Raw genomic sequence first — 20,107 nt, forward strand, 5'->3', positions numbered from 1 at the left:
CATAATCAGAGACTAAAGGCAGGCGCGCGGCGGAAGGCCGGCAGTATGCGCGCTGTGCAATCAAACGCCCGCACTGTCACGAATTCCTTGCCCACCGCTTCGGCGCTAACCGCCCGGCCAAGCCCCCCCGGCTCATCGCCATCAGCCAGAATGGCGACAACACGCCCCCCAGGCGCCAATTGAGACGCAAAATTTTCTGGAATTGCGGGAACCGCGCCTTCAATCACAATCACGTCATAAGGGCCGCCAGCGGGGTAGCCCGCCGCCAGCGGCGCGCAAACCGATTCGACCTCAGGCGCATATTGCGCCAGCGCCCCGCCTTGCAGCCGCGCCTCTTCCTCCAGCGCCACCACCCGCGCGCCGCAGGCCGCCAGCACCGCGGCCAGATAGCCGCTGCCCGCCCCCACCACCAGCACTTCGGCGGGATTATTCGCCAGCACCAGCTGCGCCAGCCGCGCGGTCACCAGCGGCGATGCCAAAAACCGCCCCTGCCCCAGGTCTATATCCGTGTCGGCATAGGCAAGCGCCCCGGCAGGCGCGAACGCCTCGCGCGGCAAGCTCCGCATGGCCTCAATCACCCTCGGGTCGCTCACCTGATTCGGCCTGACCTGACCGTCCACCATCTTATTACGTGCGATATCCTGGGTGGCTGGCTGCGTCATATAGACCTTCTCTCTCAACTGATTACGCGCGCTATATAGCGGTCACGAGGGGGATAACTCAACCGCGGCGGCAAATAAGACGCCTCATGGCTTGACCGGAAGCGGCGGGCCGGGGATATACAGCGCCACACCCCAGGGTCCGGTGGCAGAGTGGTGATGTAGCGGACTGCAAATCCGCGTATGCCGGTTCGATTCCGGCCCGGACCTCCAGCAACGCGCGGCGGGCGCCTTTCAACCGGCATTGCTAAACGGTAAATGATTCATTACCAAACTTACATGAAAATTGTACCATTTTGTACTGACCGCCGCGGCGTAACCTCGATCGAGTATGCAATACTGGCATCGCTGATCGCGGTCGTCATCATTTCCTCCGTCACTTTGCTGGGCAAAGGTGTCAGCGCAACATTCAACAGCGTCGACACCGCATTCACCGCGGCCACCGCCCCCGCCGCGCCTATCGCGCCCAGGCCGCCAACCACTATTGACTAACCCATCACCGCGCGCCCCGGCGAGACGGAATTTAAGCGGGTTTGCGGAGCCGTGACGCGAAAACTTTGCGCAACTTGGTGATTTTTGGGGCGATGACGGCGTTGCAATAGCCCGAATAAGGGTTGCGGGCGAAGTATTGGTCGTGCTCGGGCTCGGCGCGGTAGAAAATCGGCGCGGGGGAGAGTTCGGTGACGATTTTTTGGCCCCAGGCGCCGGATGATTCGAATTCGGCGATGATTTTTTCAGCCGCGGCCTTTTGGGCGGCATCCGCATAGAAAATGACGGAGCGGTATTGGGTGCCGATGTCAGCGCCCTGGCGGTTGAGGGTTGTGGGATCATGAATGGTGAAAAAGACGCGCAGCAAATCCTCAAAGGAGAGGATTTCGGGGCGATAAGTGACCTGGACGACCTCGGCATGGCCGGTGGCGCCGGTGCAGACTTGTTTATAGGACGGGTTTGCGATCTGGCCGCCGGCGTAGCCGGATTGGACGGCGGTGACACCGGCCAGCTCGGTGAAGGCGGCTTCGGTGCACCAGAAGCAGCCGCCGCCCAGAATCGCGGTTTCAGTTTTTGCCGTCTCGGTCATTTAACGCCTCCTAATTCACACAATGCTGCCCAGTGTTCGGCGCTCACCGGGGCGACGGAGAGGCGGGAGAGACGGACCAGGGCAAGGTCCTTGAACCTGGGGTCGGATTTGATGGTTGCAAGGGAGACCGGGCGCGGGAGCGGTTGGACCGCCTGCATGTCAACACAGACCCAGGCGCCGCTCTCGGCCGTGGGGTCCGGGTAGGCTTCGGCCACGACTTTAACGATGCCGACAATCTCCTTGCCGATGTTGGAATGGTAGAAAAAGGCCAGATCGCCCTTCTTCATGGCCATCAGGTTGAGTTTGGCGCTGTGGTTGCGCACGCCGGTCCAGGGTTCCACGCGGTTTTTAACCTGTTGCTCCCAGGAGAAGGCGTCGGGTTCGGATTTTACCAGCCAGTAGTTTGTCATGACATTACTGTAATCGGATTCCCGGGCGCTTCAAATCCGGGCGGCAGTGGCCTATTAGACGCGCATGAATGAAAACGTGATGACAGCCGGTCGCATGAGCAAAACCGGGGCCTGGTTGCATTATTTCGCCAACCCGGGGCGGTTTCTGAGATTTGTGCGCCCTGCCCTGCCCTGGGCGGCGGCCGTATCCATTGCGCTGACGGTGTTGGGCATCGTGTGGGGATATGCCTTCGCGCCGGCCGATTGGGAGCAGGGGGACGCGGCGCGGATCATGTATGTGCATGTGCCGGCGGCCTGGGTCGCGATGTCGGGCTATGCGATGCTGGCCGGGGTTTCGTTCTTCTCTATCGTGTGGCGGCATCCGCTGGCTGATTTGGCGGCGGAGGAGATCGGGCCGGTGGGAGCTGGGTTCACGTTTGTCTGCCTGGTGTCGGGCGCGCTGTGGGGCAAGCCGATGTGGGGGGCCTACTGGGTCTGGGATGCGCGGCTAACCTCGGTGCTGGTGCTGTTCTTTTTGTATCTGGGGCATATCGCGCTGATCCGCGCGTTTGATAACCCGGCGCACGGGCACAGGGCGGCGGCGATTTTGGCGCTGGTCGGGGCGATCAATCTGCCGATTATCGTGTTCTCGGTGCAATGGTGGAATACGCTGCACCAGGGCAACACGATCTCGATTTCCGGCGGCGCGCGGATTTATGTGACCATGCTGTATCCGCTGCTGATCTCGACGCTGGGGTTTTATTTGAGCTTTCTGACGCTGGTATGCGCGCGGATGTGCGCCGCGATCATGGAGCGGCGGACGCGAACGCTGCTGGTGGCGGCGGCGGAGCGCGCGGCATGAAATACGCGGCTTTTATCGATGGCAGCTACGGCGTCACCGTCGCGTTTTTGCTGGGCGTGGCCTGGTTGACATTTGCGCGTTACCGCCGCGCCGTGCGGCGCCTGCGCGCGGTGGAGACACGCTGATGCGCGGGCCCAAGAAGCGGCGGCTTTATCTGGTGCTGGCGGTCGGGCTTTGTTTGAGCGCGGCGGTGGGGCTTTCGCTGGCCGCGTTTTCATCGACGCTGACGTTTTTCTTCTCGCCGCGCGAGGTGATGGCGAAACATCCCGCACCGGGGATGAGCTTCCGGCTCGGCGGGATTGTGCAGGTGGGGACCGTGAAGACCGTGATTGATGCAGGCACGCCGGTGACCAGTTTCCGGGTGACCGATGGGCAGGCTTCCATCCCCGTGGTGTATAGCGGTTTGCTGCCGGATCTGTTCCGCGAGGGGCAGGGAATTGTGGCGATCGGCGCGATGAACGGCGGCGGGCAGTTTGCCGCCGATGAAGTGCTGGCCAAGCACGGTTCATCCTACATGCCCAAGGATGTTGAAGAGTCGCTGAAGAATGCGGGCAAGTGGAACCCGGCCTATGGGCCGGCACCGGCTGCAAGCGAGTGGAATACCATGCAAGTGAAGGGGAGCGGATCGTGATACCGGAACTTGGACATTTCGCGCTGGCGCTGGCGGTGGCCTTGGCCTTCGCGCAGGGGGTGATCGGGATTTTTGCGCCGGGGTTGCGCGATCCGCGTGCGATGCGCGCGGCACCCGCGCTGGCGCTGAGCCATTTTCTGGCGATCGGGGCGGCGTTTCTCGGATTGATTTATGCCGGTGTGGTCTCCGATTTCACCGTGGAGAATGTGGCCGATTTTTCATCCGCCGCGGTGCCGCTGATCTACCGGATTTCCGGCACCTGGGGGAACCATGATGGCTCGATGGTGCTCTGGTGCTTTATCCTCTCGCTCTGCGGGGCAACCGTGGCGGCATTCGGGAACGGATTGCCCGCCTCGCTGCGGGCGCGGGTGCTGGGCGTGCTGGGCCTGGTCTCGGGCGGGTTTTTGCTGTTCACGCTGACGGTGTCTGATCCGTTCACGCGGCTGTGGCCGCCGCCGCTTGATGGCGCCGGGGTTAACCCGATTTTGCAGGACCCGGGCTTGGCGTTTCATCCGCCGGTTTTGTACACCGGCTATGTCGGGTTTTCGGTGGCGTTCGCATTTGCCATCGCGGCGCTGATCGAGGGGCGGATTGATGCCGCCTGGGGGCGCTGGGTGCGGCCCTGGGCGCTGCTCTCCTGGTGTTTTCTCACTGCCGGAATCGCGCTTGGGAGCTGGTGGAGTTATTATACGCTGGGCTGGGGCGGCTATTGGTTCTGGGACCCGGTGGAGAACGCGGCGCTGTTGCCGTGGCTGACCGGCACCGCCTTGTTGCATTGCGCGATTGTGGTGGAGAAGCGCGAGGCTTTGAAGGCCTGGACAGTGTTGTTGGCGATTGCGACGTTTTCGCTCAGCCTGTCGGGGACATTTTTGGTGCGCTCGGGAATTTTGAACTCGGTGCATTCATTTGCCGCGGCACCTGACCAGGGGTTGTTTATTCTGGGCCTGCTGGGGCTGACGATTGGCGGCTCGTTGCTGTTGTTTGCAATCCGCGCGCCGGTGTTGGCGGCGACGGGGGTTTATGCGCCGCTCTCGCGCGAGAGCGCGCTGGTGTTGAACAATATATTCCTCTGCTCGATCGCGACGGTGGTATTTGTCGGCACGCTGTATCCGCCGTTCGTGAATCTGCTGTTTGGCATTCAGCTTTCCATCGGCGCGCCGTTTTTTAACCAGACGGTGCTGCCCCTGGCGGGGCCGATTATTCTGGCGATGGGCGTGGGGCCGATGATGGCCTGGAAGCGCGCGGCGCTGTTGCCGGTGTTGCGGCAGTTGTGGCTGGCGGCGGCGGTGGGGCTGCTGGTGTTTCTGGTGGTGGCGGCGAACCGGCATGTGATCGCGGCGCTGGGGCTTGCGGGGGGCGCCTGGGTGGTGATGGCGGCGGTGACGGATGTTGCCGGGCGGATCAGGCTGTTTCGGGTTTCTCCCGGTGTTTCGGCGGCGCGGCTGCTGGCGCTGCCGCGCGCGGCGGTGGGGGCGACGCTGGGGCATATCGGGTTTGGCATGATGGTGCTGGGCATTGCGGGCATGACCCTCGCAACGCAGAAAGTGATTGTGCTGGTGCCGGGACAGTCAACGGAGCTGGGCGGCTACACCTGGACGCTGAATGATATTCATGATGCGCCGGGGCCGAATTTTTCGCAGCGGGTGGCTGATATTTCGTTGAGTGAAAATGGCAAGGTGTTCATGACGCTGCATCCGGCGCGGCGGTTTTTTGCCGCGCAGAAGGTGATTACCAATACGGCGGCGATACGGACCAATGGGTTTCAGGATATATATGCGGTGTTTGCGAGTGAGCCGCCAGGCTCGGGCGGGGCGGAGCTGCGGTTGAACCGGCATCCGCTGGCGCCTGAGATATGGCTGGGCGGGTTGGTGATGGCGCTGGGGGGCGGGATCTCACTCTCTGACCGGCGCCTGCGCGTGGGCGCGCCGGCGCGCAAAAAGCCAGCGGGGGCGGTGGCCTGATGTCGCCTTTGCGCAGACGGTTGTTGTTTGGAATTCCGCTGGCCGTTGTGGTGGTTGGCGGCGCGGGGTTTTATACGATTTTGCGGCGGATGCAGGAGGATGATTATGATCCGCATGCCCTGCCCTCGCCGCTGATCGGCAAGAAGCTGCCGGCCTTTGTGTTGCCGGGCGCGGATGGGATGCAGGGGTTTGGCAATACCGATCTGGCGGCGCCGCCCAAGCCGATGTTGGTGAACTGGTTTGCCTCGTGGTGTGTTCCCTGTTTGCAGGAAGCGCCGATGCTGATGAAACTTGCCAAGTCGGGGCTGGAGATTTGGGGGATCGCGTATCAGGACCAGCCGGGGAATCTGGCGAATTTCATCAGCGCGAACGGTAATCCGTATACGCGCCTGGCGGCGGATGTATCGGGGCTGACGGCCATCAACTGGGGGGTTTATGGCGTGCCGGAGACGTATCTGATCGACAAGCAGGGAATTGTGCGCTGGCGCTACGCCGGGGCGCTGACCGATGATGTGGTGAGCGGCACATTATTGCCATTATTGCAGCAATACGCATGAGAAAATTTATTTTGGCATTGGCGTTGCTGCCCGCGCTGGCATATGCCCAGATGGTGACGCGCGATGGCGTGACGCTGACACCGGGGCAGGAGGCGCGGGCGGAGGATATCGGTAGCCAGTTGCGCTGCCTGGTGTGCCAGAATGAAAGCATCGAGGGTTCGTCAGCGGATTTGGCGAAGCAACTGCGCGTGATTATCCGCCAGCACGTGGTGGCGGGAGATTCCAACAAGAGCATCATGGATTACATGGTGCAGCGTTATGGGATTTTCGTGTTGCTCAAGCCGCCCTTCATACCGCTCACATGGGCGCTGTATGCCTCGCCTTTTGTTGGGATTTTGTTGGGTTTTTTTGGATTTTGGTTGGTGCGGCGCGCAAAAGTGGAGGCCCCTGCCCCACTTTCCGAGGCTGATGCCCGGCGGTTGGATGAATTGTTGAAATGATATTCTTGATGATGCTGGGGCTGGCCCTGGTGCTGATGCTGCCGCTTGCCGTGGTTTTTATCGGCCCGCGGCGGATGCAGGGAAGACGCGAGGCGGCCATCGCGCTGCATAAGGCGCAGCTTGTGGAACTGGCGCGCGATTTGGCCGATGGGCGGATTGGCGCGGTGGAATATAATGCCGCGAAACTGGAAGTGGAGCGGCGGTTGCTCGCGGCGGACGGCACAGTGGAGCCGGTGTGGAACGGAAATGCGAAATTGCTGTTGATCGCAACGGTGGTGGCGGTGCCGGTGGGGGCATTTGCGCTGTATCTGCCGGGTAGCACGCCTAACATCCCCTCCGAGCCGCATGCCCAGTGGCAGGCCCAGCAGGCGGCGGCCCAGGCGAAGCTGAACGTGTTTATCGGCGAATTGCGGGCAAGGCTGGCCATGGAAGATCCAAATTCGGCGGATGCAAGCCAGGGCGAGGCATATCTGGGCGAGGCGCTGGCGGAACAGGCCGGGGAGATTACCCCCGAGGCGCTGGGGTATTTCAAGCAATCGCTGGCGAATGCGCCACAGAATTCCTCCTGGCGGCCGCTGGATGTGCAGCGGATTGGCGAGGCCGCGCAGGCGGCTTCACAATAACCGGTTTAGGGTTAGTATGGGGTTATGGAAACAAACAAAGAGCCTGAGACTGAAACCGTAAAGCCCGCGCCGGTTAAACCGGAACCGGTGAAATTACCGCCCGAGATCGGCGGGCAGAAAGGCCCGGAGCCCACGCGCTATGGCGACTGGGAAAAGAACGGACGCTGCACGGATTTTTGAAAGCGGGAGGATTTGCCATGAAGTCTATCGTAGGTTTAACCGCGCTGCCGCTCGTGGCTGCCGGGATCATACTGTTTTTCGCCGTGCCGCTGATTGCGGAAAATACGGGAAATGAGTGTCAGGCGCTGGAAAAATACACCGCCAGCAATGCGGCGCGAAGCGTGACGGGCTCAACCACGGGGCCGATTTATGGCATGCTCAACGGCTTGGCGCAGTCGGTGGCGACCGGCGAGGCGACCAGCGCCGCGGAGGCCAACGCGCATCCGAATATTCCAGTGAATGTTAGCTGCGCCTATGATTTCTGGAAGGCACTCTAGAGTGCTGCGGCGTTGGCCGCGCAAGCGGGTGATGCTCTTTTCAGTGCTGGGCCTACTCGGTTTTGGCGTGTGGCCGGCGGGCGCGGCGCAGCTCGCGGGGGTGACACTGCCAGATATACAAACCGTGGGGACGACGCGGCTTGTGCTGAATGGCATTGGATTGCGCACATATTCAATGCTGGGCATCCATATTTATGTCGCGGGGCTTTATCTGCAGCAGCCGAGCCATGATGCCGATGCGATTCTGGACTCTCCCGGCATTAAAGTGGTGCAGATGCATTTTGTGCATAATGTCGGCGCCGGTGCGATGCGTGGTGCCTGGCGCAAGGGTTTAGTAAAAAACTGCGTCGCGCCTTGCGTGCTTTCGCAATCGCGGTTGGCGCAGTTTCTGGCGGCGTTGCGGCCGGTGAGCGCGGGGGAGGATGTGACGCTCGAGTTCCGGCCCGATGGCGCGCAGGCATATTACAACGGGGTTTCCGTGGGGTATATCGACGACCCGGCGTTTGCGCGGCTGATGCTGGAGGTTTTTATCGGGCAAAATGCAAGTGTTCCCGTATTGAAGCGCGAATTACTCGGGAATTAGCCCGGCAACGGAGAGGCGAATGGACATTGTTGGTTCAGCCGAAATTGTTAGCTTCTGGCGCGATGCGGGGCCGGAGCGGTGGTTTGCCAAGGATGAAATTTTCGACCTGACGATACGCGGGCGGTTTATGGCCGTGCATGAGGCGGCGGCGCGCGGTGAACGGGCGGGGTGGGAAGAAAGCGGCGATAGCGCACTGGCGTTGATGATTTTGCTCGACCAGTTTCCGCGCAACATGTTTCGCGGCAGCGCGCATGCGTTTGCAACCGACGGGTTGGCGCGCGCCATGGCCGGGCGGGCGATCGCGCGCGGGTTTGATGCGTCGGCCGAGGAGTTGATGCGGCCGTTTTTCTACTTGCCGTTCATGCATTCCGAGGCGTTGGCGGATCAAGACTTCGCGGTGCGGCTCTACACGGCGCTGGGGGATGCGGAGCTGCTGAAATATGCGGTGCTGCACCGGGATATTATCGCGCGGTTTGGGCGCTTTCCACATCGCAACGCCGCGCTGGGGCGGGAGACGAGCGCTGAGGAGCGGGCGTTTTTAGAGAACGGCGGATTTGCGGGGTGATGGGGGATCAGGCTGCGTTTTCCAGGTTGGCTAGCTTCACCAGATTGCCCAGCACATCGCGCGCGATGCCCGCGCGGGCGGCGACTTCCATGTCGCGGGCGACGACGAGTTTCTGGTCCGGGCGGACCTTGAGTGTGCCGCCGCGTGAGGAAATCCAGGCGATGAGGCCCGCGGGGTTGGCGAAATTGTTTTTGCGGAAGGAGATGACCATGCCTTTGGGCCCGGCATCCAGCTTTTCCACACCGGCGGCGCGGCAGGCGCGCTTGAGGGCGACGGTCTCCAAGAGATTCTCGACTTCGGCGGGGAGTTTGCCGAAACGGTCGACGAGTTCGGCGGCCAGGGCTTCGCTTTCGGCATTCGTGGTGAGCGCGCCGATACGGCGGTAGAGGCCGAGGCGCACCGGAAGATCGGAGACATAGGCTTCCGGGATGAGAACCGGCAGGCCGAGGTTGATGTTGGGGGTCCAATCGCGGTCTTCGGCTTTTTTGCCCCGGCCTTCGGCGCGGATGGCGTTGACCGCATCCTCTAACATTTGTTGATAAAGCTCGATGCCGACTTCGCGGATATGGCCGGATTGTTCGTCGCCCAGCAAATTGCCCGCACCGCGCAGGTCAAGGTCGTGCGAGGCGAGGGTGAAGCCGGCTCCCAGCTGGTCGAGCGTTTGCATCACCTCCAGGCGTTTTTGCGCGGCGGCGGAGAGCTGGTGGTGGGCCGGCCAGGTGAGATAGGCGTAGCCGCGCTGCTTGCCGCGGCCGACGCGCCCGCGCAGCTGGTAGAGCCCGGCGAGGCCGAACATATCCGCGCGGTAGATGATGAGGGTGTTGACGGCTGGCATGTCCAGCCCGCTCTCAACGATGTTGGTGGCGAGCAGGATGTCATATTTCCCCTCGCCGAACTCGGTCATCACGCGCTCAAGCTCGGTGGGGGCGAGGCGGCCGTGGGCGGTGACGGTGCGGATGTCCGGCACGATATCGCGCAGGCGGGCTGCCATGGGTTCCAGATCGTCCAACCGGGGAACAACGCAGAAAATCTGGCCGCCGCGGAATTTCTCGCGGGCGATGGCTTCCTTTATGATGAGGCTGTCAAACGGCATGATGAAGGTGCGCACGGCCAGACGGTCAACCGGCGGGGTGGTGATGAGCGAGAGGTCGCGCACGCCGGTGAGGGCCAGTTGCAGGGTGCGCGGGATGGGGGTGGCGGTGAGGGTGAGGACGTGAACATCAGCCTTTAGTTGTTTCAGCCGCTCCTTATGGGCGACGCCAAAGTGCTGCTCCTCATCGACGATGAGCAGGCCAAGGTCAGCGAAGGTGACGGATTTGGCCATGATGGCGTGGGTGCCGATGACGATGCTTATGCTGCCGTCAGCCAGCCCGGCGCGCACGGCGGTGGCCTCTTTGGCGGTAACCATGCGCGAGAGCTGCGCGACTTTGACCGGCAGCCCCGCGAAGCGGGTGGAGAACACGCGAAAATGCTGGCGGGCAAGCAGGGTGGTCGGGACCACCACGGCGACCTGGGTGCCCGACATGGCGGCGACGAAGGCGGCGCGCAGGGCGACCTCGGTTTTGCCGAAGCCGACATCGCCGCAGATGAGGCGGTCCATCGGGCGGCCGGCGGCGAAATCTTCCAGCACGTCGGCGATGGCCTTGGCCTGGTCCTCGGTCTCGGCATAGGGGAAGCGGGCGCAGAATTCGGCGAAGGCGCCTTCGTCGGCGGTGAGCAGCGGGGCCTCGTGCATCTGGCGCTCGGCGGCGAGGCGGATGAGACCTGCGGCCATGTCCTGAATGCGGTTTTTGGCCTTGGCCTTGCGGGCCTGCCAGGAGGCGCCGCCAAGCTTATCCAGCGAAACGCCGTCGGTCTCCTGGCCGAAGCGCGACAGCAGGTCGATATTCTCGACGGGCAGGAAGAGTTTATCACCGCCATCGTAGAGGATACGCAGGCAGTCATGCGCGGCGGCGTTGACGGTGACGGTCTCCAAGCCATCGTAACGCCCGATGCCGTGGTCCTGGTGGACGACAAGATCGCCAGCGGCGATTTCGGTGGCGTCGGCGATGAACTGGTCGGCGCGCTTGCGGCGCTTGGGCGGGCGGGCGATGCGTTGCCCGAGGAGGTCCTGCTCGGCGACCAGGGCCAGGCGGTCCATGATAAAGCCGCGCTCGATGCCAAGGACCGCAAGCGCCACGGTGCCTTTGGGCAGGGCACGGGCTTCATCCGCGCTGGTGACCGGGCGGATGTCCTTGATGCCGTGTTCGCGCAGCATGAGGGTGAGGCGCTCGCGCGAGCCGGCACTCCAGGCCGCGAGGATGATGGTGCGCCCGGAGGCCGCCCATTTGGTGCGCAGCTCGGCAAAGCCCTCGAACGCGGCCAGGGGCTGGCCGGCGAGGATGGGGCCAGGGCGGCCGCCGATATCCAGCCCTTGCGCACCCTCAGGCTTGGCGAAGGGGGAGAATTCGAAACAAGGGGCTCGGGAGAGTTGGGAGTCGAAGGCTTCGCGGTCGAGATAGAGCATCCCCGGCGGAATGGGGCGGTAGGGCTGCTCGCCCGTGCGGGCGGGGCCGCGGCGCTCGGCGTAATGGTCGGCGATCAGCTCGAGCCGGGCTTCGATCGCGCCCTCGGCCTGGTGGTCCAGGCTGATGGAGGCGCCAGGGAGATAGTCGAAGATGGTCTCCATGGTCTCGGCGAACAAAGGCGCATAATGCTCGATGCCGGGGTGGCGGTGGCCCGCCGTGACGGAGAGATAGAGCGGGTCCTCGACAGCCTTGGGGCCGAACAGCTCGCGCCAGCTGGTGCGGAAGCGGGCGGTGGAGTTGTTGTCGAACGCGACCTCGGAGGCGGGGTGGAAGGCCAGGACCTGAACCGCCTCGCCGCTGCGCTGGGTTTCGGGGTCGAAGCGGCGGATGCTCTCGATGGTGTCGCCAAAAAGGTCGAGCCGGACCGGCTGCGCGTCACCCGCGGGAAAGACATCGATTATGCCGCCGCGCAGGGCGAATTCACCCGGCTCCATCACCGTGGCGGTGCGGTTGTAGCCATCGGCATCCAGAAACGCGGCCAGCTCGTCCGGCGCGATGCTCTCACCCACGCTCAGCAGCATGCCGCCGCCCAAGAGCGCCGCGCGGGGGGTGACCTTTTGCAGCGCGGCGTTGACCGTGGTGAGCACGATGCGCTTTTTGCCAGGCTCTGATTGCAGACGGCTCAGGGCGGCGATGCGCTCGGCGATGACCGCGCCGTTGGGAGAGACGCGGTCATAGGGCAGACAATCCCACGCCGGGAAGGCGATGACCTCAACCTCCGGGCCAAAGAACGCTATGGCTTCGGCGAGGCCGGCAAGGCGCGTGTCATCGCGCGCGATGTGCAGCACAGGGCCGTTATGTTCCGCCCAGCGGCGGACCAGAACCAGCGCATCAACGCCTTCCGGCGCGCCGTGGACGGGGACCATCAGAACCGCGCCAGTGCCGCGGCGCGGATACGCTGTAGCATGGGGCTGTCGGCGTGGGGGGGGATGGGTTGACGGCCGGTCAGCCAGTCGGCGAGTTCGGCGTCGGGGAACTCCATGACGGCTTCGATTTCGTCGAGCTCGGCTTCGGACATCGCGGCGATTCGGGCCGCCACGAAGTCGCCGATGAGCAGGTCGTTCTCATAGGTGCCACGGTGCTGGGCACGGTAAATCAACCGGCGGCGGCGGTTGTCCAAGGGTTCTGGAGCCGGATTTTGAAAGTCGGTCATATTGGGTTGCGGTATAGGCGCGGTTTGGCCAAGAGTCAGCATGTGACCCTCGAGATTCTTGACCCCCTGCGCGCGCCGATCTCCTCCCTGCCCGGGCTGGGGCCGAAACTCTCGGCTTTGGTGGGCCGGTTGGTGGGGGGCGATAGCGTGCGCGATGTGTTGTTTCATCTGCCGGTGGATTTTCTGGACCGGCGGGCGGCGCCGAAGATACGCGATGCCAGGGCGGGGATGCTCGCGACGTTGCGGGTTGAGGTGATCCGCCATGAGGTGCCGGGGAAGAAGACGCAACCGCACCGGGTGGTGATCGGCGATGAGACCGGCTTCGCCGAGGTGGTGCTCTTCCATGCGGCGCGGCTGGTGCAGTTTCCGATCGGGGCGCGGCTGGTTGTCTCCGGCAGGCTGGAGGAGTTTGGCGGGCGGCTGGTGATGGCGCATCCCGATTACGTGGCCTCGCAGTTGCAGGAGCACGATTTCCCATGGGTTGAGCCGGTATGGCCGCTGGCGGCGGGGGTGGTGCCCAGGGTGATGCGCCGCGCCGCGCTGGGGGCGCTGGCGCGCTTGCCGGAGCTGGCCGAATGGCAGGATGCCAGCGTGTTGCGCAAACGGGGCTGGCCGGGATTTGGGCAGGCGCTGCGGGCGCTGCATGCGCCGGTTGAGCTGCCTGATGACAAGCCGGGAGAGCGGTTGGCGTATGATGAGCTGCTGGCGCGCCAGCTGTCGTTTGCGATCGTGCGGGCGCGGCGGCGCAAGCGGCCGGGGCGGGTTCTGCTGGGCGACGGGCATTTGCGGGTGGAGGCGCTGCGGCGCTTTGGCCATGAGCTGACGGCCGGGCAGTTGCAGGCGCTGGCGGAGATCGATGCCGATATGGCGGCGCCGCACCAGATGTTGCGGCTGTTGCAGGGCGATGTGGGCGCGGGCAAGACGCTGGTGGCCTTGCTGGCGATGCTGCGCGCGGTGGAGGCAGGCGCGCAAGCGGCGCTGATGGCGCCGACCGAGATTCTGGCCAAGCAGCATTATGCGACGTTTCAGAAACTCTGCCCGGTGCCGGTGGCGTTGTTGACGGGCAATGTGAAGGGGGTCGAGCGGCGGCGGATTCTGGCGGCGCTGGCCGATGGGCATTTGCCGATTGTTATCGGCACGCACGCGATATTCCAGAAAGAGGTGGCGTTTGGCGACCTCGCGCTGGCGGTGATTGATGAGCAGCATCGCTTCGGCGTGGACCAGCGCCTGGCGCTGAGCGCCAAGGGCGCGGCGGCGGATTTGCTGGTGATGACCGCAACGCCGATTCCGCGCACGCTGCTGCTGACCCATTGGGCGGAGATGGAGGTGAGCCGGATTACCGGCAAGCCGGCGGGGCGGCAGAAAATCACCACGACGCTGCACAAGGTTTCAGAGCTGGAGAAGGTGCTGGCGGCGATTGCGCGGGCGATCGCGGCGGGGGGGCTGGTGTATTGGGTGTGCCCGCTGGTGACGGAATCCGAGGTGTTGGACATTACCGCGACCGAGGTGCGCTACGCGCAGTTGCGCGAACGCTTCGGCGCGCTGGTGACGCTGGCGCATGGGCAGCAGGAGGCGGCGGTGCGCGATGCGGCGCTGGCGGATTTTGGCGCGGGACGCTGCAAGATTTTGGTGGCGACAACCGTGATCGAGGTCGGGATGGATGTGCGCGCGGCGAATATCATGGTGATAGAGCATGCCGAGCGGTTTGGCCTGGCGCAGTTGCACCAGCTGCGCGGGCGGGTGGGGCGCGGGGATGCGAAAAGCTTTTGCCTGTTGCTGCATGATGACAAAATCGGCGTGAGCGCGCGCAAGCGCTTGACCCTGTTGCGCGATACCGAGGATGGGTTCGTGATCGCCGATGAGGATTTCAGGCTGCGCGGCTCAGGCGATTTTCTGGGCACGCGGCAATCCGGCCTGCCTGGATACCGGCTGGCGGATGCGGAGAAACATGCGGATTTGTTGCCGATGGCGCGCCAGGACGCGGTGATGCTGTTGCAGCGCGACCCGAAGCTGGAAACCCAGCGCGGGCAGGCGGTAAGGGTGTTGTTGAATTTGTTCGACCAGCGCGAGGCGATTTTGACGGTGCGGGCAGGATGAGGCGCTACCCGGCGCATCCGCGCGTGGGCATTGGCGTTGTGCTGCTGCGCGGGGATGAGGTGTTGCTGGTCCGGCGCGGGCGGCCGCCGGCGGAGGGGGCGTGGTCGCTGCCCGGCGGCGGGCAGGAGCTGGGCGAGAGCGCGCAGGATTGCGCGCGGCGGGAGCTGCGCGAGGAAACCGGGCTGGAATGCGGGGCGCTACAACTGCTCGGGCATGTGGATTCGATCCATTACGATGCCGGGGGCCGCATCGAATATCATTACACCATCCTCGACTTTGGCGCGCGCTATGTGGGCGGCGAGGCGGCGGCGGGCGATGATGTGAGCGCGCTTGCCTGGGTGCGGCGGGAGGATTTTGCCGCCTATGGGCTTTGGGATGAGGCGCTGCGGATGATCAACCTAGCATTTTCGCAATTGCCGCCTTGAATTTTGGCGAGTCCGGGCGGGTGAGGCTGGAGAACCAGTCCTCCAGCCCGCCGTTTTTGTTGATGAGGTATTTGTAGAAATTCCAGCGGGGTTTGGCGAGGAACCCGCCCTGCCCCGCCGCCCATCGGAAAAACGGGTGGGCATCACGACCTTTGACATGGACCTTGGCCATCATGGGGAAGTCAACGCCGTAATTGAGTTCGCAGAAGCTGGCGATTTCAGTGGCGGAACCGGGCTCCTGGGCGCCAAAATCGTTGCAGGGGACGCCGATGACGGCCAGGCCGCTGGCCTTGTGCGCCTGCCAGAGGGCTTCCAGCGCCTTGTATTGCGGGGTGAAACCGCATTGCGAGGCGGTGTTGACGATGAGCAGGGGCCGGCCGGCGAGATCCTTCAACGGATAGGGTTTGCCCTGGAGGGTTTCGAAGGAAAAATCATAGGCGTTGCTCATGAACGGCTCCCGGGGTGACGCGCGGTATGGGCACTGAAGCATTGATCGATGGGGGCGGCAACGCCCAAAGGGATAATAGAAAACGCCGGGTGGACGCTACTCAGCATGGGCGGATATCGTGATGACGGGACGTTCCGGGCGCAGCAGCCAGGCCAGCGGGACCGAGGCGGCGATGAGCATGAGCATGAGCCTGAAGTCGTCGTTATAGGCGATGATGCTGGCTTGGCGGGTGATGACGCCGTCCAGCGCGGCGGCGCCCTGGCTGGTTGCCGCGTTCCAGAAATGCGCCGCGGCGCCTGACTGGAGGTTGCGGTTAAAGGGGGTGACGTTGGCGGCCAGAATGGCGTGGTTGGCCTGGATGCCGCTCTCCAGAATGGCGCCGGTGACGGAAATGCCGAGCGCGGAACCGATATTGCGCATAAGGGCGAAAATGCCGGTGGCCTCGGTGCGCAGCGCCGCCGGAAGGGTGGAGAAGGTGCTGATGTTGAGCGGCATGGCGGTGAAGCCGATGCTGATGCCCTGGATGAAGCCGGCGATGAGGACGCTGGATTCGGAAATGTCGGGAGTCCAGGAGATGATCTGGTATAATGCGTAGACGCCGGTGAGCAGGCCGAAGGCGACCAGGGGGCGGGCGCCGGTTCTGGCCAGCAGCCGCGCACTGACGATGGAGGCGAGAATGATGCCGACACCGCGTGGCGCCAGGACGATACCGGCGGTGAGGCCGGGGTAGTTCATCAGCTCCTCCAGATAGGGCGAGAGCAGCGCCAGCGTGGCGAACATAATGAGGCCGTTGACGGCGATGAGGATGATGCCGACGACAAAATTGGTGTCGGCGAACATCGCCGGTGAGAGAAACGGTTTGGGCGAGAGGGCCGTTTGCACCAGGAAGATATAGAGGCCAAGACCGGCGAGGCAGGTCTCGATGATGATTTCGTGCGAGCTGAACCAGTCCAGTGTTTCGCCGCGGTCGAGCAGGGTCTGAAAGGCGCCGATGGCAAGGCTCAGCGAGGCGAAGCCGATCCAGTCCAGCCTGAGGGTGCGGCTGCGCGGCGCGTCCTTCAGGAAAACGATGAGCCCGATCGCGGCGGCGATGCCGAAAGGGATGTTGAGGTAGAAGACCCAGCGCCAGCTATAGTTCTGGGTGAGCCAGCCGCCGATGATGGGGCCGATGACCGGGCCGGTCATGACGCCGGTTCCCCACATCGCGATGGCCGAGGCCCTTTGCTCCACGGGGTAGATATCAAACAGCACGGATTGCGAGAGCGGCACCAGAGCGGCGCCGCACATGCCCTGCAGGAGGCGGAAGAAGACAATTTCATCCAGCGAGCGGGCCATGCCGCAGAGGGCCGAGGAGAGGGTGAAGCCAATGATGGCCATAACGAACACGCGCGAGGTGCCAAAGCGCGCCGCGAGGAAGCCGGTTGGGGCGGTCATGATCGCGGCGGCCACAAGATAGCTGGTGAGGACCCAGTTGATCTCGTCCTGGCTGGCCGACATCGAGCCCTGCATGTAGGGCAGCGCGACGTTGGCGATGGTGGTGTCGAGCGTCTGCATGAAGGCGGCGAGCATGATGGCGACGGTGAGGATGGCGCGAATCGCCTTCGGCATGGCCGGCGGGGCGGGAGGGCTCTCGCGGGAGGCGGTTTGGGTTATGGGCTTGAACCTTACTGATATAATTACTGTTACACACTGGTAGCGCAGGCCAGGCCAAAGCCCAAGCCAGGAAACACCTCGTGGGCGCTGGCCATTTGCGGCGCCCCAACTTACAACTTGCGTATGACCGATCAATTACCCGTACGTGAGCTTATCAATGTCATGGCAGCCCTCCGGCACCCGGTTTCGGGCTGCCCGTGGGACAAGGAACAGGATTTTTCGACGATCGCGCCCTACACCATCGAGGAAGCCTATGAGGTGCGCGCGGCGATCGAGTCGGGGAGGCCCGAGCAGCTTCGCGATGAGCTGGGGGATCTGCTGTTTCAGGTGGTCTACCACGCGCAGATGGCCAGCGAGCGGGGGTGGTTTGGTTTCGATGACGTGGCGGCGGGCATTACGGAGAAGATGATCCGGCGGCATCCGCATGTGTTTGGCGATGAGGCGGCGCGCGACGCCGGGGCGCAGAGCGCCGCCTGGGAGGCGCAGAAGGCGCGGGAGCGGCTGGAGAACGCGGAGACCGGCGTGCTGGCCGGGGTGGCGGGCGCCCTGCCCGCTCTGGCGCGGGCACATAAATTTTGCGCGCGGGCGGCGCGGGTGGGGTTCGATTGGCCCAACCCGGACGCGGTGCTGGACAAGCTGGAAGAGGAGGTGCGCGAATTGCGCGCCGAGCTGCCCGAGGCTACCCCGGCGCGCCTGGCCGATGAGTTGGGAGACATGCTCTTCGTGATGGCCAATCTGGCGCGCAAACTTGGGCTGAACGCCGAGGCATGCCTGGCAGGAGCGAACAAGAAATTCGCGCGGCGGTTTGGCTTTGTGGAAAATGCGCTGGCGCAGGCGGGCAAAACGCCGGAAATGTCCGATCTCGCGGAGATGGACTCGCTCTGGGACAAAGCAAAGGAGGCCGGACTATGAAGACATTGATGGAAGGGTACGCGCGGTTCCGCAAAGGCTATTGGCGGCGGCACAAGGCGTTGTTCTCAACGCTGGCGCGCGACGGGCAGTCGCCCCCGGCGATGGTGATCGCCTGCGCGGATTCCCGCGTGGCGCCGGAGGTGATTTTTGATTGCGCGCCGGGTGAGATTTTCGTGGTGCGCAATGTGAGCGCGCTGGTGCCCCCCTATGCTCCCGATACCGGCAACCACGGCACCTCAGCCGCCCTGGAATTCGCGGTGACGGCGCTGAAGGTGCGCAGCATCGTGGTGATGGGCCATAGCCAGTGCGGGGGTATCCGCGCGCTGATGAAGGGGCCGGACGGCGGCCATGGGGACTTCATCGAGTCCTGGATGGCGATCGCCCATAAAGCCCGCCAGCGGGTTTGCGATTCGCCGGAAGCCGATGGCGCGGATTTCGATGCGCTTTGTTTTGCCTGCGAGCATGAATCCATCCGCGTTTCATTGAGCAATCTGATGACCTTCCCCTGGATTGCGGCGCGGGTGGCCGATGGCAGCCTGACCCTGGGGGGGATGCATTTTAATGTTTTGTCCGGCACGCTGGAGACGGTGGCGTGAGGATGCCTACCGGAAAACAATAACAACATAATCATTTTTCAGGAGCAGACACATGGCCGTTCACTCGAAACACCCTGAAACGCTGGCGCTGCATGCGGGGTGGCGCGCCGATGCCACCACCGGCTCGGTTGCCGTGCCGATTCATCAGACAACCTCCTACCAGTTCAACAGCCCTGAGCATGCGGCGAATTTGTTCGCGCTGAAGGAATTCGGGAATATCTACACGCGCATCATGAACCCGACGACCGATGTTCTGGAGCAGCGGCTGGCGGCGCTGGAGGGCGGTGTTGGGGCGTTGGCTGTGGCCTCCGGGCAGGCGGCATCAGCACTCTCCATCCAAAATCTGGCGCGCGCGGGCGACAATGTGGTGGCCTCCACCGATCTCTATGGCGGAACATGGAACCTCTTCGCCAACACGCTGAAGGACCAGGGGATCGAGGTACGCTTTGTAGACCCGGCCGACCCGCAGGCCTTCGCGCGCGCGACGGATGAGCGCACGCGGGCGTATTACGCCGAGACGCTGCCCAACCCGAAGCTGCGGGTGTTCCCGATCGCGGAGGTTGCCGCCATCGGGCGCGGGTTTGGGATTCCGCTGATCATGGACAACACCGCGGCGCCGCTGCTGGCGCGGCCTTTTGAGCATGGCGCGGCGGTGGTGATCTATTCAACGACCAAATACATCGGCGGGCACGGCACCAGCATTGGCGGCGTGATTATCGATGGCGGGAATTTTGACTGGCAGGCTTTCCCCGCGCGCCAGCCGCTGCTCAATACGCCCGATGCGAGCTATCATGGCGCGGTGTGGACTGAGGCGGTGAAGCCGCTGGGGCCGATTGCGTATATCATCCGCGCGCGGGTGGTGCTGCTGCGCGATCTGGGCGCCGCGCTCTCGCCGTTCAATGCGTTCCAGATCATCCAGGGACTTGAGACCTTGCCGCTGCGCATCACCCGGCATTCGGAAAATGCGCTGGCGGTGGTGAAGTTTTTGAGCGCGCGGGCGGATGTGGTGAAGGTGATCCATCCAAGCCTGGCCAAGGGATTTGAGAAGGAACGGGCGGATAAATATCTGTCCGGCGGCATGGGCGGGCTGGTTGGGTTCGAGCTGGCCGGCGGGCGCGAGGCGGGGGCGAAATTCATCTCCGCCTTGCAGATGTTCTATCATGTGGCGAATATCGGCGATGCGCGCAGCCTGGCGATTCATCCGGCCAGCACGACTCACAGCCAGATGCCGGCGGAGGAGCAGCGCGCGGCCGGTGTTTCAGAAGGGTATGTGCGGCTCTCGATCGGGCTGGAGCATATCGATGATATTCTGGCCGATCTGGCCCAGGCGCTGGATCAGGCGAAATAACCAGGTGATTGCGGCCTTGGTCAGGAGAATGACCGAGGCCGCAAGCTGTGGCTGCGGCATGTT

General features: G+C 63.7%; 24 protein-coding genes and 1 tRNA gene. 18 read left to right on the plus strand and 7 right to left on the minus strand.

Annotated features, from left to right (window positions below):
* Positions 1-5 precede the first annotated feature (5 nt).
* Positions 6-662 (minus strand): protein-L-isoaspartate O-methyltransferase family protein, encoded by a 657-nt coding sequence (locus QQJ84_RS04950; RefSeq protein WP_284256986.1) that lies wholly within the window; start codon positions 660-662, stop codon positions 6-8.
* 136 nt (positions 663-798) lie between these two features.
* Here QQJ84_RS04950 and QQJ84_RS04955 point away from each other — a divergent pair.
* Together QQJ84_RS04955 and QQJ84_RS04960 are read left to right on the plus strand one after the other, a co-directional pair.
* A tRNA-Cys gene (locus tag QQJ84_RS04955) sits at positions 799-872 on the plus strand.
* 45 nt (positions 873-917) lie between these two features.
* The gene (locus QQJ84_RS04960) at positions 918-1,151 is read left to right on the plus strand and encodes a Flp family type IVb pilin (protein WP_284256987.1); all 234 of its coding nucleotides are present in this window, start codon (positions 918-920) and stop codon (positions 1,149-1,151) included.
* Positions 1,152-1,182: 31 nt separating this feature from the next.
* Here the strand turns inward: QQJ84_RS04960 and msrA are convergent, their stop codons facing one another.
* Complete coding sequence (gene msrA / locus QQJ84_RS04965) at positions 1,183-1,737, minus strand: peptide-methionine (S)-S-oxide reductase MsrA (protein ID WP_284256988.1); 555 nt, start codon at positions 1,735-1,737, stop codon at positions 1,183-1,185.
* A complete protein-coding gene (locus QQJ84_RS04970; RefSeq protein ID WP_284256989.1) occupies positions 1,734-2,147 on the minus strand; it encodes an EVE domain-containing protein in 414 nt (137 codons plus the stop codon). The genes msrA and QQJ84_RS04970 overlap by 4 nt, the downstream gene beginning before the upstream one ends.
* A 79-nt stretch (positions 2,148-2,226) precedes the next feature.
* Here QQJ84_RS04970 and QQJ84_RS04975 point away from each other — a divergent pair, with 79 nt between their 5' ends.
* The 11 genes from QQJ84_RS04975 to QQJ84_RS05025 are packed head-to-tail and all read left to right on the plus strand — an operon-like array spanning position 2,227 to position 8,845.
* Positions 2,227-2,988, plus strand: a complete 762-nt coding sequence (locus QQJ84_RS04975; protein ID WP_408861795.1) for a heme ABC transporter permease — start codon at positions 2,227-2,229, stop codon at positions 2,986-2,988.
* Positions 2,985-3,113 carry a heme exporter protein CcmD gene (ccmD, locus tag QQJ84_RS04980; RefSeq protein WP_284256991.1) on the plus strand — a complete coding sequence of 43 codons (129 nt, stop codon included), beginning with the start codon at positions 2,985-2,987 and terminating at the stop codon, positions 3,111-3,113. The genes QQJ84_RS04975 and ccmD overlap by 4 nt, the downstream gene beginning before the upstream one ends.
* Complete coding sequence (gene ccmE, locus QQJ84_RS04985; protein ID WP_284256992.1) at positions 3,113-3,619, plus strand: cytochrome c maturation protein CcmE; 507 nt, start codon at positions 3,113-3,115, stop codon at positions 3,617-3,619. The genes ccmD and ccmE overlap by 1 nt, the downstream gene beginning before the upstream one ends.
* Positions 3,616-5,580 (plus strand): heme lyase CcmF/NrfE family subunit, encoded by a 1,965-nt coding sequence (locus QQJ84_RS04990; protein WP_284256993.1) that lies wholly within the window; start codon positions 3,616-3,618, stop codon positions 5,578-5,580. Before ccmE ends, QQJ84_RS04990 begins: the two co-directional genes overlap by 4 nt.
* The gene (locus QQJ84_RS04995; RefSeq protein ID WP_284256994.1) at positions 5,580-6,137 is read left to right on the plus strand and encodes a DsbE family thiol:disulfide interchange protein; all 558 of its coding nucleotides are present in this window, start codon (positions 5,580-5,582) and stop codon (positions 6,135-6,137) included. Before QQJ84_RS04990 ends, QQJ84_RS04995 begins: the two co-directional genes overlap by 1 nt.
* Positions 6,134-6,577, plus strand: a complete 444-nt coding sequence (locus QQJ84_RS05000; protein WP_284256995.1) for a cytochrome c-type biogenesis protein — start codon at positions 6,134-6,136, stop codon at positions 6,575-6,577. Before QQJ84_RS04995 ends, QQJ84_RS05000 begins: the two co-directional genes overlap by 4 nt.
* Entirely contained in the window at positions 6,574-7,200 is a 627-nt protein-coding gene (gene ccmI / locus QQJ84_RS05005) for a c-type cytochrome biogenesis protein CcmI (RefSeq protein WP_284256996.1), read from the plus strand. The genes QQJ84_RS05000 and ccmI overlap by 4 nt, the downstream gene beginning before the upstream one ends.
* A 24-nt stretch (positions 7,201-7,224) precedes the next feature.
* Positions 7,225-7,380, plus strand: coding sequence for a DUF1674 domain-containing protein (locus QQJ84_RS05010; protein WP_284256997.1), 156 nt, complete (start codon positions 7,225-7,227; stop codon positions 7,378-7,380).
* 17 nt (positions 7,381-7,397) lie between these two features.
* Complete coding sequence (locus QQJ84_RS05015) at positions 7,398-7,697, plus strand: hypothetical protein (RefSeq protein ID WP_284256998.1); 300 nt, start codon at positions 7,398-7,400, stop codon at positions 7,695-7,697.
* A 1-nt stretch (position 7,698) separates the two neighbouring features.
* A complete protein-coding gene (locus tag QQJ84_RS05020; protein WP_284256999.1) occupies positions 7,699-8,280 on the plus strand; it encodes a chalcone isomerase family protein in 582 nt (193 codons plus the stop codon).
* A gap of 19 nt (positions 8,281-8,299) precedes the next feature.
* Complete coding sequence (locus tag QQJ84_RS05025; protein ID WP_284257000.1) at positions 8,300-8,845, plus strand: DUF924 family protein; 546 nt, start codon at positions 8,300-8,302, stop codon at positions 8,843-8,845.
* Positions 8,846-8,852: 7 nt separating this feature from the next.
* Here the strand turns inward: QQJ84_RS05025 and mfd are convergent, their stop codons facing one another.
* Positions 8,853-12,278, minus strand: coding sequence for a transcription-repair coupling factor (gene mfd, locus QQJ84_RS05030; protein ID WP_284257001.1), 3,426 nt, complete (start codon positions 12,276-12,278; stop codon positions 8,853-8,855).
* The gene (locus tag QQJ84_RS05035) at positions 12,278-12,565 is read right to left on the minus strand and encodes an FAD assembly factor SdhE (protein WP_284257002.1); all 288 of its coding nucleotides are present in this window, start codon (positions 12,563-12,565) and stop codon (positions 12,278-12,280) included. The genes mfd and QQJ84_RS05035 overlap by 1 nt, the downstream gene beginning before the upstream one ends.
* Positions 12,566-12,607: 42 nt before the next feature.
* On the opposite strand from QQJ84_RS05035, the gene recG reads away from it, so the two are divergent.
* A complete protein-coding gene (gene recG, locus QQJ84_RS05040) occupies positions 12,608-14,662 on the plus strand; it encodes an ATP-dependent DNA helicase RecG (RefSeq protein WP_284257003.1) in 2,055 nt (684 codons plus the stop codon).
* The gene (locus QQJ84_RS05045; RefSeq protein ID WP_284257004.1) at positions 14,659-15,087 is read left to right on the plus strand and encodes an NUDIX hydrolase; all 429 of its coding nucleotides are present in this window, start codon (positions 14,659-14,661) and stop codon (positions 15,085-15,087) included. Before recG ends, QQJ84_RS05045 begins: the two co-directional genes overlap by 4 nt.
* On the opposite strand, the gene QQJ84_RS05050 is transcribed toward QQJ84_RS05045, so the two are convergent.
* Both QQJ84_RS05050 and QQJ84_RS05055 read right to left on the minus strand, forming a co-directional pair.
* Positions 15,056-15,535: a glutathione peroxidase gene (locus QQJ84_RS05050; RefSeq protein ID WP_284257005.1), complete on the minus strand. Its 480-nt coding sequence runs from the start codon at positions 15,533-15,535 to the stop codon at positions 15,056-15,058. The genes QQJ84_RS05045 and QQJ84_RS05050 overlap by 32 nt on opposite strands.
* Before the next feature lie 96 nt (positions 15,536-15,631).
* Complete coding sequence (locus tag QQJ84_RS05055; protein WP_284257007.1) at positions 15,632-17,143, minus strand: DHA2 family efflux MFS transporter permease subunit; 1,512 nt, start codon at positions 17,141-17,143, stop codon at positions 15,632-15,634.
* Between the two features lie 207 nt (positions 17,144-17,350).
* On the opposite strand from QQJ84_RS05055, the gene mazG reads away from it, so the two are divergent.
* Genes mazG through QQJ84_RS05070 form a run of 3 tightly spaced genes read left to right on the plus strand, consistent with a single transcriptional unit; the run spans position 17,351 to position 20,044 of the window.
* The gene (mazG, locus tag QQJ84_RS05060; RefSeq protein WP_408861800.1) at positions 17,351-18,100 is read left to right on the plus strand and encodes a nucleoside triphosphate pyrophosphohydrolase; all 750 of its coding nucleotides are present in this window, start codon (positions 17,351-17,353) and stop codon (positions 18,098-18,100) included.
* Positions 18,097-18,696 (plus strand): carbonic anhydrase, encoded by a 600-nt coding sequence (locus tag QQJ84_RS05065; RefSeq protein WP_284257009.1) that lies wholly within the window; start codon positions 18,097-18,099, stop codon positions 18,694-18,696. Before mazG ends, QQJ84_RS05065 begins: the two co-directional genes overlap by 4 nt.
* Before the next feature lie 52 nt (positions 18,697-18,748).
* Positions 18,749-20,044, plus strand: coding sequence for an O-acetylhomoserine aminocarboxypropyltransferase/cysteine synthase family protein (locus QQJ84_RS05070; protein ID WP_284257010.1), 1,296 nt, complete (start codon positions 18,749-18,751; stop codon positions 20,042-20,044).
* The last annotated feature ends 63 nt before the right edge of the window (positions 20,045-20,107 follow it).

The organism is Acidocella aquatica (genome assembly GCF_030160635.1).
GTDB classification, from domain to species: domain Bacteria; phylum Pseudomonadota; class Alphaproteobacteria; order Acetobacterales; family Acetobacteraceae; genus Acidocella; species Acidocella aquatica.